The organism is Prolixibacter sp. DSM 2831, assembly GCF_056493735.1.
The window spans coordinates 2,748,560-2,763,237 of sequence record NZ_CM151379.1 but is presented as its reverse complement, the minus strand read 5'-3'; the positions used below and the strand labels follow the sequence as shown (position 1 = coordinate 2,763,237).

The 14,678-nt window shown below is 47.6% G+C and carries 12 protein-coding genes; 7 read left to right on the top strand and 5 right to left on the bottom strand.

Annotated features, from left to right (window positions below; translation table 11 throughout):
• Nucleotides 1-430: 430 nt before the first annotated feature.
• On the bottom strand, nucleotides 431-1,363 hold the full coding sequence (locus AC060N_RS11260; protein WP_153639221.1) for a magnesium transporter CorA family protein: 933 nt from the start codon (nucleotides 1,361-1,363) through the stop codon (nucleotides 431-433).
• A gap of 464 nt (nucleotides 1,364-1,827) precedes the next feature.
• On the opposite strand from AC060N_RS11260, the gene AC060N_RS11255 reads away from it, so the two are divergent.
• Nucleotides 1,828-3,546 (top strand): amino acid permease, encoded by a 1,719-nt coding sequence (locus AC060N_RS11255; RefSeq protein WP_479523882.1) that lies wholly within the window; start codon nucleotides 1,828-1,830, stop codon nucleotides 3,544-3,546.
• A gap of 68 nt (nucleotides 3,547-3,614) precedes the next feature.
• Nucleotides 3,615-4,472, top strand: a complete 858-nt coding sequence (locus AC060N_RS11250) for a fumarylacetoacetate hydrolase family protein (protein ID WP_479523881.1) — start codon at nucleotides 3,615-3,617, stop codon at nucleotides 4,470-4,472.
• A gap of 15 nt (nucleotides 4,473-4,487) precedes the next feature.
• Here AC060N_RS11250 and AC060N_RS11245 read toward each other — a convergent pair whose 3' ends face one another.
• On the bottom strand, nucleotides 4,488-4,751 hold the full coding sequence (locus tag AC060N_RS11245) for a hypothetical protein (RefSeq protein ID WP_479523880.1): 264 nt from the start codon (nucleotides 4,749-4,751) through the stop codon (nucleotides 4,488-4,490).
• Between the two features lie 161 nt (nucleotides 4,752-4,912).
• A complete protein-coding gene (locus tag AC060N_RS11240) occupies nucleotides 4,913-6,079 on the bottom strand; it encodes a DUF5700 domain-containing putative Zn-dependent protease (RefSeq protein WP_479523879.1) in 1,167 nt (388 codons plus the stop codon).
• 364 nt (nucleotides 6,080-6,443) lie between these two features.
• On the opposite strand from AC060N_RS11240, the gene yccS reads away from it, so the two are divergent.
• Complete coding sequence (gene yccS, locus AC060N_RS11235; RefSeq protein ID WP_479523878.1) at nucleotides 6,444-8,567, top strand: YccS family putative transporter; 2,124 nt, start codon at nucleotides 6,444-6,446, stop codon at nucleotides 8,565-8,567.
• Here yccS and AC060N_RS11230 read toward each other — a convergent pair.
• Nucleotides 8,564-9,400, bottom strand: coding sequence for a hypothetical protein (locus tag AC060N_RS11230; protein ID WP_479523877.1), 837 nt, complete (start codon nucleotides 9,398-9,400; stop codon nucleotides 8,564-8,566). The two genes, yccS and AC060N_RS11230, sit on opposite strands and share 4 nt — an antisense overlap.
• 264 nt (nucleotides 9,401-9,664) lie before the next feature.
• On the opposite strand from AC060N_RS11230, the gene AC060N_RS11225 reads away from it, so the two are divergent.
• Together AC060N_RS11225 and deoC are read left to right on the top strand one after the other, a co-directional pair.
• Nucleotides 9,665-10,336, top strand: coding sequence for a YiiX/YebB-like N1pC/P60 family cysteine hydrolase (locus tag AC060N_RS11225; RefSeq protein ID WP_479523876.1), 672 nt, complete (start codon nucleotides 9,665-9,667; stop codon nucleotides 10,334-10,336).
• A gap of 13 nt (nucleotides 10,337-10,349) precedes the next feature.
• Nucleotides 10,350-11,063: a deoxyribose-phosphate aldolase gene (gene deoC, locus AC060N_RS11220; RefSeq protein WP_479523875.1), complete on the top strand. Its 714-nt coding sequence runs from the start codon at nucleotides 10,350-10,352 to the stop codon at nucleotides 11,061-11,063.
• A gap of 65 nt (nucleotides 11,064-11,128) precedes the next feature.
• Here deoC and AC060N_RS11215 read toward each other — a convergent pair whose 3' ends face one another.
• Entirely contained in the window at nucleotides 11,129-13,372 is a 2,244-nt protein-coding gene (locus AC060N_RS11215; protein WP_479523874.1) for a nitric-oxide reductase large subunit, read from the bottom strand.
• A gap of 110 nt (nucleotides 13,373-13,482) precedes the next feature.
• Here AC060N_RS11215 and ric point away from each other — a divergent pair, with 110 nt between their 5' ends.
• Together ric and AC060N_RS11205 are read left to right on the top strand one after the other, a co-directional pair.
• Nucleotides 13,483-14,211, top strand: a complete 729-nt coding sequence (ric, locus tag AC060N_RS11210) for an iron-sulfur cluster repair di-iron protein (protein ID WP_479523873.1) — start codon at nucleotides 13,483-13,485, stop codon at nucleotides 14,209-14,211.
• Between the two features lie 20 nt (nucleotides 14,212-14,231).
• A complete protein-coding gene (locus AC060N_RS11205; RefSeq protein WP_153630736.1) occupies nucleotides 14,232-14,678 on the top strand; it encodes an RrF2 family transcriptional regulator in 447 nt (148 codons plus the stop codon).

Genomic DNA, 14,678 nt, shown 5'->3' with positions numbered 1-14,678 from the left:
TCGATTCATGAGATGTGATTTCCAGTCATTAATGCATTCAACCCGCTTCGGGGTTGTTCGTAAGAGGCGAGTTACCCGCCCCCAAATTGATTGGGGGTGAAGAATATCTATCCGACGTTGCCGGAAAAAACATCTTTGATGTTGCTGGTTACACGTGGCCGGGAGCTAACCCTGATATACCGGAATTCATCGATTCGATATTCCCGTATGCGGCGAAGGCTCGTCGCTATTTCAATTCAGGGTGTCAGGTGCGCCTCTTTTTAATGTGTGGTATTAATTGCTAACAACATTTGAATCCTCCGGAGTCACCCCGGAAAACAGTTTTAGGTCTTAGTCTGGTCACAAAAAAAGAGGCCTCGTTTCCCGGACCTCTTCAATGTTCATTTCTCATTGTTCATTTCTCATTGTTCATTACTCATTGATTCGAGCCTTAAAACCATTTCCGTTTTCGGAACATGACGATGCCGATGTAGGCAGCCAGGCCGGAGAAGAACAGGATAGCCGGGAAGGCCCAGGCCGAGTTCTCCATGAAGTTCGGTACGTTCATCCCGTACAAACTGGCAATCAAGGTTGGGATCATCAAAATGATGGAGATGGAGGTCAACTGCTTCATCACCACGTTCAGGTTGTTGGAGATAACCGAAGCGAAAGCGTCCATCATGCCACTCTGGATGTCGGAATATATCTGCGCCATGTCGATGGCCTGTTTATTTTCAATCACCGCGTCTTCCAGCAGGTCTTCATTAATCTCGGTGAGGGTGTTGCGCCGCGAGTTTCGCAGTTTGGTCAACACAATTTCGTTCGAGCGGAGGGAGGTGATAAAAAAGACCAAACATTTCTCCATCTTCAGCAACTTGGTCAATTCCTTGTTCCGGATCGATTTCTCCAGGTCCGTTTCGATCAACGAAGTCTGCTGATTGATGTATTTCAGGTAACGCAAATAGGTGGTAGCCGATCGCAGGAACAGTTTCAGAATGAAATTCAGTTCGTCGTTCACCTGCTGGTAAGGTTCGCGGTAAAGCGACGGTTGATGTGAAGGCAGCACCTCGTTCTGTACCGAGCAAAGGGTGATGGTGACGTCCTGTGTCATGAAAACACCCAGCGGAACCGTGTGAAAGGGCACACCGTTGTTCTGATTCTCGATGGGGATACGCAAAATCACCAGCGACCAGTCGTCGTCGTTTTCCAAACGCGGACGCTCGTCCTGGTCAAGAATATCCTTAACAATGTCATCGGGCATGTTGTACTGGTCACGCAGCGCAGTAATTTCGTCGGGAGTGGGATTGGTCACGTTAATCCAGCATCCTTTTTCTGCCTGGGGTAGTTCTACGTAACCACCAAAGCTTCTGAAGATTTTAATCATTTTTCGTGCCTCCTTATTTTTTTCATTAAGAAAGGCACACGACGTCCGGCCTCTCCTAATGCGAGGTTATACCAAGTTCCTGTCTATGATACGGGCCATCGTCCATATGATACTTGTTGCTTTGTTTTGCGCTGCAAAGGTAGGAAACTATTCGGCATGCGCCCTATTCCCGGTAGGAAATATCTTGTTTGGCAACAAAAAACGGGTTAACCGACTGTGGCGGAGTAGTGAGCAAACAATCTTTCTTAATGTCTTGACAAGCTGCCTGTGGAATAATGAAAATTTTGGTTGTTATCGTCGAAAAAGGAGTGTCAGGTTGTAAAAAACCGATGAATTTAAATTATAAATAACGAATAAAAGGGGGTGTAAACTGACAATATGTTTATTTTTGCTGGCAATATTCTTGAAAATGGATCGGAAAACCTCTTCGGTTCAGTAAAGCACGAAAGCAAAATTGATTAGTTATGGATAGGAATCCCTTGTTTCGCAAAAAACCGATAGCACTCATCATGAAGGATGCTGCCGGGAGCGGAGAAGAGACACACATGCGGCGTAATTTGTCGGTAGCCGACTTAACGGCTTTCGGAATTGCCGCCATAGTAGGAGCCGGAATTTTCAGTACGATTGGTACAGCAGCAGCGCAGGGCGGACCCGCCGTTTCGCTGTTGTTTGTTTTTACGGCGCTGGCCTGTGGTTTCAGTGCCATGGCCTATGCTGAATTTGCGTCGTCCATTCCCATCAGCGGAAGTGCTTATACGTATGCTTATGCCAGCTTTGGCGAATTGGTGGCCTGGATTATTGGCTGGGATTTGATTATGGAATATGCCGTAGGAAACATTGCCGTGGCCATTTCATGGTCGGGTTACTTCACCGGACTGGTTCGGGGGCTGGGCATTCATATTCCCGAATTTCTGAGTGTCGATTACCTGAGTGCTATGCGTGGTCATGCCGAAGCAGTGAAAGCATTGGCGGGCGGTCAAACGCTCGATCAGTTGAGTTTCCATTTGCAGGAAACCTACCTGGCCTGGATGCATGCACCGCAGATTGGAGACTTCCGGCTCATCGCCGATATACCGGCGTTGGGCATCGTGCTGTTCATTTCGTACATGGTGTACCGGGGAATTCGGGAAGCGAAGATTACAAGTAACCTGCTTGTTTTGCTGAAGCTGTTGATTCTGATGGTGGTCATCGGCGTCGGTGCTTTCTATGTGAAACCCGATAACTGGAGCCCGTTTGCTCCCAACGGAGTCGGAGGGGTGCTGAAAGGAATTGCGGGGGTCTTTTTCGCCTACATTGGTTTCGATGCGATTTCGACCACGGCCGAAGAGTGTAAGAATCCGCGCCGCGATTTGCCCCGTTCCATGATTTATGCCTTAGTCATTACTACCATATTATATGTAACGCTCAGCCTGGTGATTACCGGGATGGTTTCGTACAAGAACCTGGCCGTGAGTGACCCGTTGGCCTATGTGTTCCATAAAAATCACCTGGAAGCCCTGTCGGGTATTATAGCTTTGGGAGCTGTGATTGCCATGGGAAGTGTGATGCTGGTTTTCCAGGTGGGGCAGCCGCGCATCTGGATGAGTATGAGCCGTGACGGTTTGCTGCCTCCGCGCTTCTCGAAACTGCACAAGCGTTTCCGCACACCGGGATTTGCAACCATTGTTGCTGCGACCATTGTGGCCGTGCCGGCGTTGTTTATGAATCTCACGGAAGTGACTGATTTAACCAGTATCGGAACCCTGTTTGCTTTTGTGCTGGTATCGGGCGGTATCCTGATCATGAACCCACGGGGAAAAGACAAAGGGCAAGGCGGTTTCCGGATTCCTTACTTCAATAGTCGCTGGTTTTTGTTGCCGGTATGGGCCCTTGTTCTGGTGGTGATGTTCGTTTCGGAACATATCGCTTTCAGCTTTGCATCTTTAGCAGAGGTCGAATGGCCTGTCTGGATTTTTATCGTGGTTGCGGTGGTCCTCACCATAGCCGCCATTGTTCGGCAATGGTCCATCATTCCGGTTATCGGATTGCTGATTAACCTGTTCCTGATGTCGGAACTGGGTGTGACCAACTGGCTGCGCTTTGTGATTTGGTTGGTTATCGGTCTGGTATTATATTTTTCTTACGGAACAAAGAAAAGCCGCTTACGTAACATGGATATCCAGGAAACTGTGAAAGAATCGTGATTTTCAATCGATAATTGCTTCCTGTTCGGTAAATTTTCGGTTACTTATGATGACTAAAATCGGTAGCTATGAAATTGATTCGTTTTGGAGAGCGGGGCAAAGAAAAGCCGGGCGTCCTGATTGACGGTGAACGGTACGATTGTTCCGCGAGGTTCAATGATTGGGATCACACTTTTTTTCAGCACGGCGGACTCAATCTGTTGCAGAAGCTGGTTGACGAAGAAGGCGATAAGTTGCCCGAAGTAAATCCGCATGAGCGGTGGGCGAGCCCGGTGGCCCGTCCCGGAGCTATCGTTTGTGCCGGCCTGAATTATGGAGACCATGCGAAAGAGACCGATATGGAGGTCCCCTCCGAACCGATCATTTTCACGAAAGCGACCAATACCTTATCAGGGCCTTTTGACCCGGTGGTGATTCCACCCAACAGCATCAAGACGGACTACGAAATTGAACTGGCGATTGTCATCGGAAAGAACGCGCTCTATCTGAAAGATGAAGCGGCCGCCTTTGAATGCATTGCCGGATATACCATCGCCAACGATGTGTCGGAAAGGGAATTTCAGCTCGAAAGAGGAGGGCAGTGGGTGAAAGGAAAATCCTCGCCGGGATTCACGCCGTTGGGTCCTTTCCTGGCCAGCCGCGATGACATTGCCGAGCCCCGCAATATGGACTTGCAATTGACCGTGAATAACAGCATTCGCCAGATAGGCAATACCCAGACAATGATATTTCATCCATCGAGCCTGATTTGGTACATATCGCAGTATATGCAGCTGGAAGCCGGTGATGTTATTCTGACCGGTACGCCTCCCGGCGTGGGAATGGGAATGAAACCGCCTCAATACCTGAGAAACGGCGATAAAGTGGAATTGACCATTGAAGGCCTCGGAACGCAAGAGCAGGTGTTTGTTGATTACAAGCCGTAATATGGGTTCCCGTTATTAACGGAAAATAAGGAACAGAATAAAACACAGCAGCGCCACATTGATGGACAGGAGCCAGAAATAGAAGAATTTCCCCGTCTTCCCGGTTTCTTCGCGCGTCATTTTCTTATAATGCTTCACGTACGAGTAGATAAACAGGTTGATGAAGACGAAGTGCCTCCGTTTGTGAATTCTTTCGTTCACGTAGTCGAAAATTAAAATGGCTGAAGCGATGTAGACGATAACACCTGCCAAACCGATAATTAATAGTATTGTTTCCATGACGTTTATGGTTAATCAAATGAAGGTTTTGAACCAGTTTGATACGAGAAAGTTACGCATGTTTTTAGGCTTTTGTCAAGAAAAGAGAACGGATGTCAGAAGGCGTTTATCGTGAATGCAGTTGAAGGACCGGATATCGGCTTACGGCTCGCTAATTAGCATCACCAATTATACTGTACTTTATCTTTCTCGTACCACATTAGTTTTGGGATGGATGGCTGCTTGGGGGCAGGAGGCAAGCTGTTTTTGGAGGGAACGTATTTCTGTTCCATTTCGTGCAGGTACTGCACGGTAGCCGACGAAAAGGGAGGGTAATGCTTCTTGTCTTTCAAGGCAACACGTTGATAGAGGCGGAAAAAAGCAAAGGGATTGGCCGTTTGTTTGATTAGCGTACGCTTGCCCATTTTTTGCATAATGGCGTTGGCCATAAAGTACCCGGTGGGATGACCGTTCATGGGAATTAAATCCTGGATAATTTTGCGGTCGCTGTTGGGAACTGTGGCCATTTGAGTAAAGTACTGGTCAAGCTGACGAATGGTTTCCGGCGCTTTATCCAGGTAGTGCTGATAGGATTTAGCCCAGTCGCAATTGGAGAACAATCCCTTTTTGAGGAAAAACTTCTTTTTATCGATCAGGTCGGCAATGCCTTCGGTTTCTATTTGGGTGAGCATCTGTACCATCGGGTAGTCAGTTTCATCCTTATCGGGATAATGGGTATTTTTGATTTTGTCGCGGTAGATATGATACGCTTCGTGCGCCAGCAGATAGGGGAGGTACGAATCAAAATCCAGGCTGAAGAGAAGATCAATGATAATCCCGGTAGGTGCACGCGTTGTGGTGTTCTCAAAAACAGCAAACGACACGGGGGGTAAGGAGTTGTCCAGTTGGAAGCTGTCGGGCAGGAAACTCCGGGCCATCGACAGGGCGGTTTCAATGAGCTGTTCTTTCTGCAAACGGATTTGTTGTTCCCTTAACTTTTTTTCTTTCCCCTTGATTTGCAGGTAGTGTTCCAGGAATTCCGACTGTTGGTCATTCTTTTTCAACGCTTTGTTAAGAGCCGAATCCAGGGACGGCATAAAGGCTAACCGCAACTGGTGTTCAAAGTTCTTTTGTGAAAATCCGCCCGCAAATAATATCTGGTAAGCCGGGCTATTGAAGAGGGCGTTCCACTCTCCGGGAGGAGGTTCTTTATCTTTTATCAAAGAAGACTCGATTTGCCAGAATGGCTTCATTCCCGAGAAATCGATAGAATTATTTTCGACGATTTGAGCGTATAACGATGCACTGAACAATAGAAAGGTGAAAAGAAAAAGAATTCGAATTTTCATTATTCCCTCATTATAGTCGCTGCAGGATGGCGTTGTTCAATGCTTCTCAAAAGAAGTTCTCAATAGTGCTCTACCGAATGTTTTATTTGAAGATGTAAATATGATAAATTATATTGATTCAGGGAATGATTACGGTGGGAAAAGCCTTCATTTTTAACTTAAGGTGAATATAAAACGGAGAACCGATTTATTTCAAGATGTCAATTCCCGTTTATCTTATGCGATATCATTATGAAGTTAACGTGGCGTTATCATTTTATCAAGACGTCTCAGTTTGTATCCTGTTCCCTCTTTGATTTCATATTTTTGCGGCAGAATTGCTGGAAAATAGATATATTCATTTGGTTTTACTTCGATTAGCAAAATGTGGCAAGAGCTAAAAAATAAAATTTGGTACGAATCGGTGCGGCAGACTTTCTGGCGCTATCCCGATCGGCTGATGGCGATGAAAGCTACCATTGCCATGGCCTTACTGTCGGTGCCGTTTGTTCTGACCGGTTATGCCTATTTCGGAGTAACGCTGGCGTTAGGCGCTTTGGCCGGTGCTCTGGCCGAAACTGATGATCATCCCAAAGGCCGTATCAAAGCGTTGGTATTGACGGTGCTTAGTTTTGCCCTGTCCAGTGCTTCCGTTGAGATTTTACGCCCGACTCCCTGGCTGTTTGCGATTGGTTTGGCAGGCTCCACTGTACTGTTCATTTTGATTGGCGGCTTAGGCGAACGTTATCGCGGTGTCAGCTTCGGTGCGGTACTGATTGCCATCTATACGATGCTGGGAGATTCGCTTCGGCCGGCACCATACTGGCAGCCCATCCTCTTACCGGCAGGTGCGTTGGGGTATGGTTTGCTTTCGCTGGCATTGTTGTACCGTCATCCCTGGCGATTGCTGGAAGAACAGTTGGCGCGTGGTTATTTAGCCCTTTCTGCCTACCTGGAAGAGAAAGCTAAACTATTTCCCAGTGATGCAGAAAAGCAGACGACCATTCGTCACCGTTTGGCTTTGCTGAATATTGAGATGGTGAATGCGCTGGAGCGGACTAAGGAGGTGCTGAACAGCTATGCCGATGCCCTGGACGACCAGACGGAACTGGTGCCCTACCTTCGTCGCTTCATGTTGTTGCAGAGTTTGCACGAACGGGCTGCTTCGAGCCATGAGCGGTATGAATTACTCAGCAGTAACCCGGATAACCAGGCTTTGATGGAGGGATTCGGGCAGTTGTTGCTGCAGCTGGCACAGGCGACCCGACGGTTGGCAGATACGCTGCTCACGGGCGTTCCATACCGGCATCCTGTTTCGCTGAACTGGATTGTCAATGCCCTGAACGAACAGCTAAAACAACGTCCGGAATCAGGAAAGCAGGGGCTTTCACTGTTGCTGCATAACCTGACCCAATCGCACCGTTCGCTCCTGAACCTGAGTGATATCTCCCAACGAAAATACATTCCGCGACTGGCCCGGGATACCCGCACATTGTGGGAGCGCCTGAAAGCGCAATTGCACTGGCGTCATCCCCGGTTACGCCATGCCGTCCGGCTGAGTACCTGTTTTGTGATTGGCTTCGGATTGATGCAGTGGCTGCACATCGAGAAGGGCGAGTGGATTTTGCTGACCAGCTTATTTGTCTGTCAGCCCAGTTATAGCGAAACCCGCCGCAGGCTGTTTCAGCGTATTCTGGGAACGTTTATGGGCGTGGCAGCCGGTGTAGCGGTTGTGCAGATTCTTCCCACACAAATGGGGCAACTGGTTTTGATGCTACTGGCCGCTTTTTACTTCTTCTTCTGGTTACGGAAGCGTTATTACATTGCCGTTATCTTTATCACGATGTTTGTTTTGGGCGCTTTTAATCTCCTGTCGGGAAAAGGCGTTGCCATGATGGGCCCGCGGATGCTGGACACGGTGTTGGGGGCAGCTCTGGCAATTATTTCCGTCAGGATACTCTGGCCCGACTGGCAATACAAGCGCCTGCCGGCTTTGATTTCCGAGGCATTGGCGAAAAATACTGCCTACTTCAAAGCCATTCTAAAAGAATACCGTCTGTCGGAAGAAGATGATTTGGATTACCGCATTGCCCGCAGGCAGGCTCACCAGGCAGACAACGCGTTGGCCATGGCTTGGCAGGATATGCAGATGGAACCCCGGAAGCAGCAACGTTTCCGGCAGCAGGCCTTCCGGCTCACTTATCTGAACCATGCGTTGCTATCCTATCTTTCGGCGTTAGGCGCGCACCGTGATATTCAGCAGTTCATTCATCCGGAGATGGAGGAGTTTTCTACCAACATTGAAGAAGCGCTGGTGGAAGCAAGCCAAATGCTGGCCGGCTCGTTAAAGGGTGAACCCACCTGTCATATGGAACCCATACTGGTTCGTCTCCGCGAACGCCTTTCCGAAATGGAAGACGGAACCAACCGGCAACAACTGGTTCTGCTGTTTAACGTGGCGGAAGTTACCGACCAGCTACTTCAAACATCGACTGGTATCTCCCGTTAGGCAGGAGGCAGGAATATTTCCAGACTTTCTTCGTAAAAGCGAGTAAGAAGTTCCTGCTGATTTTCCGCTTTAACAACATCTGAGAGCAAGAGAATCCGGTGCGTTTGATCATCCGTCAGCCATTGTCCGGGGGCATCGGTATGCCGGTCTGGCACGACATCAGGCTGGTCCTTTCGCAGAATCACATAAAAGTGCGGTTCCCTGATTTCCTTGCCGGGAGCAGCCAATCCGATGGAAATGGAGCGCAACAGTTCACCGTGTGATTCACGTCGCATCGGAATGTTGGCTTCGGTGTTAAAATGCTGCGGCCAGGTTTTGATTTCGCCGGTATGCTCGAATTTCTTCAGCACGTTTTCCAAAACCAAAGTGGTGTCGTTGCGTAAGGCGATATTCTGCCAAAGCGCATGTCCGGAATGCTGGCCAAAAGTGAATTCCTCATCCAGTTTAGTTGGGTGCTCCCGGTCTACTGGAAACTGAATGACCTCGTCGTCCAGCTGATGGTGGTGCAACATTGTCTTAAATCGCTTGAGCACTTCTGCTTTGCTTAATTCAGTTAGTGGCACCTTTTTCAGGATATGCAGGTATTCATCCAGAAAGATGAGGGTAAAGCTGGTGACGTCGAGCCCCACATGAAAATACTCGTGATGCTGTTTAATTTTGTAGCCGTAGAAGAATCCATCGTGATGCCACGACATGCTGCGGTGTTCATGGTGGTGATGTTTCTCGGCGAGGTGTTCGCCGGCGAGTGCAATGAACTGGACCGCATGATGTAGCTGGTACATGGCTTCCAGTTCGTCTTTTCCAAAAGGTTTTAATATCGTCCAGTCGCTCATAGTTTCCTTGTTTTAGTGTGGTAGCTACGACCGGAGGCGGTTTTTCCGGTTGAACCGGGAAATTGAAGGCGAATCTCCGGCCGGTAAATATCAATCGGACCTGTCAAGTGTCCTGAATATATATAATAGTAACGTTTTCAGGATATTAATTGTTGATGAATCGGGCGGTTAATTATGGGCACTCTTCTTCAGTTTTCATGATTTATTTTTCATTTCATCGTGTGGGTGATTACATTTGTCAGGTTATCAATCAGCATGAATTCTATGCGTACCACTTATCGTTTTCTGATGTATGTACTGACGCTCGTATTTATCAGTGGCTGGGCAGGATGCAAGCCGAAGCCGAATGGCTTTGACATCCGCACCGGTGATATTCTGTTTAGGGGAGCTGCCGATGCTAACCTGTCGCAGGCTATTGATCAGGTAACACAAACCGGAAAGGCGACGCATTTTAGCCACATGGGAATTGCCGAAGTGGCTCCGGACGGCATTTATGTGTTGAATTCGGAGCCGAAGCATGGTGTGTTCCGTCAGCCGCTCGATTCTTTTTTACATCCTGACGGGGAAAAATCAGAAGTGGTAGCGTACCGGTTGAAAGCTCCGTTCCGGAAGTTCATTCCGGAAGCGATGAAACGGGCAGAGCAATTGCTCGGACAACCTTACAACTACACGTATATTCTTCCGGATACGGGATATTACTGCTCTGAATTTGTGTATACGATATTCGCTCCCGATTCGGTTTTCAAACTGAATCCCATGACTTTTAAGAACCCGAAAACAGGGCAGTTCGATTCGACCTGGGTAGCTCATTATCAAAAACTGGACATTGCTGTTCCGGAAGGAAAACCCGGTTGCAATCCAAATGGTATGGCCGCTTCTGATAAACTGGAGCGATTAGGCGAGGTTAAACTAAGCAATGTAAAAGCAACTAACTAACCAATAAAACATCATGACTAAACTGAACGAACTGGCGAAAATGATCGATCACTCCATTCTGCATCCCACGTTAACGGATGCCGACCTGAAACGGGAGTGTGAAGTAGCCGCGAAATACAATGTGGCTTCCGTATGTGTGAAACCATATATGGTAAAACAAGCAGTCGAATTGCTTAAGGACACCGGTGTACTGGTCGGCTGTGTCATCGGTTTTCCTGCCGGGAATTCCACCATCGAGGTGAAGCGCTTCGAAACCGAAGTGGCCTGTTCCGATGGAGCTGTTGAAATTGACATGGTTGTCAATATTGGAAAAGCATTGCAGGGTGACTGGGATTATATTCAGAAGGAAATCCAGACCGTTACCGATGAATGTCACTACCACGGCGCGATTGTGAAGGTGATTTTCGAAACTGATTTTGTTACCAAAGAAGAAGACATCAAACGGCTTTGCGAAATTTGCACGAAAGTTGGAGCCGACTACGTGAAGACATCGACTGGTTTTGGCTTTGTGAAAGGAGCCGATGGCAAATACAGCTACGAAGGGGCAACGTTGAAGAACCTGGAATTGATGCGAAAGTATTCCGGCCCCAAAGTGAAAATCAAAGCGGCTGGCGGCGTTCGAACACTCGATCAGCTTCTGGCGGTTCAGGAGGCAGGCTGTACCCGTTGCGGAGCAACTGCGACGATTTCTATGCTGGAGGAAGCCAAAGAACGGTTTGGAGCCTGAAACAAAATAAAAAAATCCCTGAAGTAATTTACCTCAGGGATTTTGGGTGTACAGCGATTAATTGATTATTTCTTTTTAATCGACCAGCCTGTTTTCAATCCAAAAACAAACCAAACCAATACCAGTGCACCGGCGGTGAATACTGTATCGCCAATCACGCGCAACCAACGGAGGTTTTGCATGGGCGGATGATTCAGGAATTGGGGTGAACGGGCATACCAAAGACCGTACTTCACACTGGCCCAGGTTTGCATCAATCCAACCGGGAGAAGACTGATAAGCACCATCAGCAGCAGCCCGATGTTGAGTGTCCAAAAGGCAAACTTCAGTTGCTTCTCCTTCCACTCCGGTTGAAGATTCATATCACGCAAAACGAACAACATCAGACCGATACCCAGCATGCCGTAAACACCGAACAGAGCAGCGTGGGCATGAACCGCCGTCGTGTTTAGTCCCTGCATGTAATACAGTGCGATGGGAGGATTGATGACAAATCCAAAGATTCCTGCTCCGACGAGATTCCAGAACGCCACTGCCACAAAGAAATTAATCGGCCATTTATAGGTCTGAATCCAACCACTGGCTTTGCTCATTCGGATATTATGATAAGCCTCGAAACCTACAAGAACCAGCGGCACGACCTCCAGGGCGCTGAATGTCGCTCCAATAGCCAGAACGGCCGTAGGAGTTCCGGCGAAATAGAGGTGGTGGAATGTTCCGAGAATACCTCCTGAGAGGAAAATAATGGTGGAAAACAACACCGTCGCCGTAGCCAGCTTTGGCTTGATCAGCTGCATACGGACAAAAAGGAAGGCGATAACAACCGTAGCAAATACCTCGAAGAATCCTTCCACCCAAAGGTGAACAACCCACCAGCGCCAGTATTCTGCAATGGAAAGGTTGGTCTGTCGTCCCCACATCAGTCCGGCACCATAGAATGCCGCGATGGCAATAGAAGAGATTAGGAAAAGAATCAGTAGCTGTCGGTTTTCCGATTTCTTGGTAATGGCTGGCCAGAGGGCGCGTCCCAGCAGGAAGAGCCAGATGAAAAGTCCGATAAACAGGAAGATTTGCCAGAAACGCCCCAGATCGACATACTCGTATCCCTGGGTACCAAACCAGAAGTTATCGACCAAGCCGAGCCGTTGCATGATTCCCATCCACTGACCGGCCATAGAACCGACAACGATAACCAGCAGGGCGATGAACAGGACATTAACGCCCAGTTTTTGATATTTGGGTTCATAGCCGGAGACGGCCGGAGCCATAAACAATCCGGTGGCGAGCCAGGATGTAGCGATCCAAAAGATAGCCAGCTGGAGATGCCACGTCCGGGAAACACTGTATGGTAATATCTTATCGAGGGGAAGTCCGTAAAAGCCCAATCCTTCAACGCCATAGTGAGCGGTGATAATCCCCATGCCAATTTGTACCAGGATGAGGAGCGATACAACCCAAAAGTATTTCAGCGTGGCCCGCATCGAAGGTGTAATGTGTTGTCCCGAAAGGGGATTGACTTTCGGAACTTCGGTGAAATCTTCTTCTTCGCGATTCGAAGCATAATACCAGGCAAGCAGACCTATTCCAGCCAAAAGCAGAATAACGCTGAATCCGGTCCAGATAATCAATGAACTGGTCGGTTTATTGTCAATTAGTTTTTCGGGCGGCCAGTTGTTGGTATACGTGATTTCCATTCCCGGGCGGTCAGTGGATGTGGCCCAGGTAGCCCAGAAAAAGAAAGCATTCATTTCGTGCATCCTTTCCGGGTCTTTGACGGTTCCGGGCGGAATGCTGTAATCTTCACGGAGCTTTTGATATTGTGGACCATCCATAAAAAGACCGGTGTATTCTTTGCTGATAGCTTTCACGGCTTCGGCCTGAACATCAGGAATGGTTAGCACTCCTGTTTTTTCATCATACCGGTTTTTCCTTATCAGGTCTTTCAGTCGGGCCTTAAGTGCCGCTTTGTTTTCATCGTTCAGAGCGGCATAGCCTTTTCCGTAGTCGGCTTCGGCCCATTTATTCAGAATAAAAACAGCCTCTTTATGCAGCCAGTCGGCTGTCCAGTCGGGTGCTTTGTAGGCGCCGTGGCCCCATACGGTACCGAGTTCCTGTCCACCGATGGATTGCCACACATTCTGCCCGTTTTTAATGTCCTGGCCGGAAAAAAGAGTTTCTCCGCTTTGCGTAACTACTTTTTCAGGTTCGGGAGGTGCCTTGCGATAAATCTCTTCACCGTAATAGAGTAATACACCAAATGAAATTACCATGACAAGGATAAATCCTGCCCATAATCGTTTTGTGTTCATTGCAACAAGTTTTATGAGTTGGTGTGAACAAATGTAAAAATATAAAAAGACCTTTTAATCCTTTTAAAAGAAAAATACATATTTTTGTGTCGTAAATAATTCTGAACGATATGAAGATAACGAGTGATTCAAACGTAGGAGAGATTGTACGTGAGAACTTTAAGGCAGCCCAGGTGTTTGCTTCTCACCATATTGATTTTTGTTGTAACGGCAATCGCCCATTGAATGAAGCAAGCCGCAAGGCCGGTGTGGAACCGGAAATTTTGTTGGAAGAGTTAAATGCTGCACTGGCGGAAAACGATCCGGATGCTGAATATTTAAATGCGCTGGCGTTGGATAAGCTGATTGACTATATTGTCGAGCGGCATCATACGTATGTGAGGAAACACATTCCGGTTTTGTTGGAGAATCTGGAGAAAATAGAGCGAAAGCACAGTGAACACCATCCCGAGATAATTGAGATAAAAAAATTATTCGAAGGTTCAGCTGGCGATTTGACGATGCACTTACAAAAGGAAGAAATGGTTCTTTTTCCTCATATTAAGCGTCTGGAAGCAGTAAAAAGGGGAGAAGTTCCTTATCAAGCGCCGTCATTCGGGCAGGTAGAAAATCCGGTTGCAATGATGATGCAGGAACATCAAAACGAAGGAGAACGTTTTGAAAAGATTGCTAAATTATCGGCCGGATACAGTATTCCCGATGACGCCTGCAATACCTTTCGGGTGACCTATCAACAGTTGGCCGACTTTGAAAAGGATTTGCATCGGCACATTCATTTGGAAAATAACATACTTTTTCCGAAAGCCATTGAACTGGAACAGAAGATGGCGGTTAAATAGATGAACTTTTATATTAAAAAATGGTAGGAAAAGCAGCTGAATACGCCATCAGAGCGTTGGTTTACATCTGTATGAAAAATCTGGAAGGGAAAACGCCCGGCTTTCGCGAAGTAGCAAAAGAAATTGAAAGTCCGGAACCTTACACCGCCAAAATCTTGCAGACGTTAGCCCGATCGCGTGTACTTTCATCGGTGAAAGGCAGGGGAGGAGGATTCTTTTTTAAAGAGCTTACACCCGAAGCTTCACCCACATTATATGACGTAATCAGCCAAATGGGAGATGCCCATATTTTCACCAGTTGCGGATTTGGATTAAAGCATTGCGACGACGCACATCCTTGTCCGATGCATGAAGAATATCTTCCTATCAGAGACGGCTTCTATCGGTTGGTGCGAAAGGAAACAATTTATTCTTTGGCTCAAAAGGTAATGAAACAGGAAGCTGTTATAAACCGATTAATGAACTAA

What these genes read in the sequence shown, in the direction of transcription:
- AC060N_RS11260 (WP_153639221.1), bottom strand. Translation starts at nt 1,363, where the DNA reads ATGATTAAAATCTTCAGAAGCTTTGGTGGTTACGTAGAACTACCCCAG.
- AC060N_RS11255 (WP_479523882.1), top strand. Translation starts at nt 1,828, where the DNA reads ATGGATAGGAATCCCTTGTTTCGCAAAAAACCGATAGCACTCATCATG.
- AC060N_RS11250 (WP_479523881.1), top strand. Translation starts at nt 3,615, where the DNA reads ATGAAATTGATTCGTTTTGGAGAGCGGGGCAAAGAAAAGCCGGGCGTC.
- AC060N_RS11245 (WP_479523880.1), bottom strand. Translation starts at nt 4,751, where the DNA reads ATGGAAACAATACTATTAATTATCGGTTTGGCAGGTGTTATCGTCTAC.
- AC060N_RS11240 (WP_479523879.1), bottom strand. Translation starts at nt 6,079, where the DNA reads ATGAAAATTCGAATTCTTTTTCTTTTCACCTTTCTATTGTTCAGTGCA.
- yccS (WP_479523878.1), top strand. Translation starts at nt 6,444, where the DNA reads ATGTGGCAAGAGCTAAAAAATAAAATTTGGTACGAATCGGTGCGGCAG.
- AC060N_RS11230 (WP_479523877.1), bottom strand. Translation starts at nt 9,400, where the DNA reads ATGAGCGACTGGACGATATTAAAACCTTTTGGAAAAGACGAACTGGAA.
- AC060N_RS11225 (WP_479523876.1), top strand. Translation starts at nt 9,665, where the DNA reads ATGCGTACCACTTATCGTTTTCTGATGTATGTACTGACGCTCGTATTT.
- deoC (WP_479523875.1), top strand. Translation starts at nt 10,350, where the DNA reads ATGACTAAACTGAACGAACTGGCGAAAATGATCGATCACTCCATTCTG.
- AC060N_RS11215 (WP_479523874.1), bottom strand. Translation starts at nt 13,372, where the DNA reads ATGAACACAAAACGATTATGGGCAGGATTTATCCTTGTCATGGTAATT.
- ric (WP_479523873.1), top strand. Translation starts at nt 13,483, where the DNA reads ATGAAGATAACGAGTGATTCAAACGTAGGAGAGATTGTACGTGAGAAC.
- AC060N_RS11205 (WP_153630736.1), top strand. Translation starts at nt 14,232, where the DNA reads ATGGTAGGAAAAGCAGCTGAATACGCCATCAGAGCGTTGGTTTACATC.